Raw genomic sequence first — 1,117 nt, 5'->3', positions numbered from 1 at the left:
GTCGACATGCGGCTGCGTCCGTTTGGGGAAAGCGGCCCGTTGGTAATGAGCTATGCCGCGTTGGAAGATTACTACCAAGAGCAAGGACGGGACTGGGAACGTTACGCGATGATCAAAGCGCGCGTGATGGGATGCGAAATGTATCCGCAATATCAAGAGCTACGCAAAATGTTGCGTCCGTTTGTGTTCCGTCGTTACATCGACTTTAGTGCTATTCAGTCGTTGCGCCGCATGAAATCAATGATCAGCAGTGAAGTGCGACGTCGCGGTTTAACCAACAACATCAAGCTGTGCGCTGGTGGTATTCGAGAAATTGAGTTTATCGCGCAAGTTTTCCAACTGATTCGTGGCGGGCGAGAGCCATCTTTGCGCAATCGTGGCTTGCTCGAAACCTTAAATGGTATTGAAGAGCTTGCACTGTTAACCCCGCAAGAAGTCAGCAATCTGGAAGCGGCATATAAATATTTACGCCAGCTAGAAAATCTACTGCAAGCAATGGCAGACAAGCAGACTCAAACGCTGCCCGATTGCGACATTGAGCGTTTAAAACTGGCAACTGCGATGCAGCTAGAGTCGTGGGAGCTGCTCATCGAACAAACTCAGCAGCACATGAATAAAGTGCATCAAGTATTTGAAACCTTGATTGGTGACGACGAAGAAGATGAGGGCAGCACGATTGCTCGTCATTTCCATGAATTATGGGATATGGCCAATAAACAAGATGTGTTAGAGCTGATTTTAGAGCAGGACATTCAAGTCGAAGAACCCGCCATATTCTCTAAAGCTATCATCAACTTTAAAGCCGACTTGGCCAAGAAAACGCTCGGCCCCCGTGGGCGAGAAGTCTTAAACCGCTTGATGCCAAAAGTGTTTGACGCGGTGTTTGCCCACCCTGATGCACAGTTTGGTTTACCGCGAGTGTTGCACTTACTGCACAATATTTGCACGCGCACGACGTACTTAGAATTGTTGGATGAACACCCTGCCGCATTGGTGCAGTTAGTGCGCTTGTGTACCGCAAGTCCTATGATTTCTGAACAGTTGTCTCGTTATCCAATCCTTCTGGATGAGTTGATAGATCCTCAACAGCTGTACAACCCAATTCCACTCGATAGCT

Annotated in this window: 1 protein-coding gene; it reads left to right on the top strand. The window is 48.2% G+C overall.

The genetic code is table 11. The annotated features are described in order from the left end of the window. Positions 1-1,117 (top strand): bifunctional [glutamate--ammonia ligase]-adenylyl-L-tyrosine phosphorylase/[glutamate--ammonia-ligase] adenylyltransferase (glnE, locus tag R7E00_RS24705; RefSeq protein ID WP_318124851.1); only part of this gene is annotated, 1,117 nt, incomplete at both ends.

The organism is Vibrio sp. Vb1755, from assembly GCF_033338635.1.
Taxonomy (GTDB): Bacteria; Pseudomonadota; Gammaproteobacteria; order Enterobacterales; family Vibrionaceae; genus Vibrio; species Vibrio alginolyticus.
The sequence above is the reverse complement of the archived record's forward strand: the minus strand, read 5'-3'. Positions and strand labels throughout refer to the sequence as shown.